Genomic DNA, 372 nt, shown 5'->3' on the forward strand with positions numbered 1-372 from the left:
GGCAACGCGGGCCAGGGCAACTACGCGGCGGCGAACAGCTTCCTGGACGCCCTGGCCGCCCGGCGCCGCGCCGCCGGTATCCCCGCGACCTCCCTCGCCACCGAGACCCCCACCCCCCGCCCCCCCGCCGCCACCCGCATCTCCTCAGACGCCTCCGCGACCCCCGCCCCCTCCCGACGTTACACCGACGCGTGCGCACCCCCCGCACCCGCCAACTGCTCGGCCACCAACGACCACCGAACCAACGCCCCCACCACCACGACAGGCACACCCGAACCGTCGGCCACGAGCAGCGACACCGCATCCGCACCAGCCCGCGCCAGCCGCACCCGCAACTCCGAGGCACCCGCCGCGAACAGCGACACCCCCGAC

The 372-nt window shown here is 76.1% G+C and carries 1 protein-coding gene; it reads left to right on the forward strand.

Annotated features, from left to right (window positions below; translation table 11 throughout):
* Positions 1-372 (forward strand): KR domain-containing protein (locus UK12_RS42070; RefSeq protein WP_045307003.1); only part of this gene is annotated, 372 nt, incomplete at both ends.

Source organism: Saccharothrix sp. ST-888, from assembly GCF_000955975.1.
In the GTDB taxonomy this organism is placed as follows: domain Bacteria; phylum Actinomycetota; class Actinomycetes; order Streptomycetales; family Streptomycetaceae; genus Kitasatospora.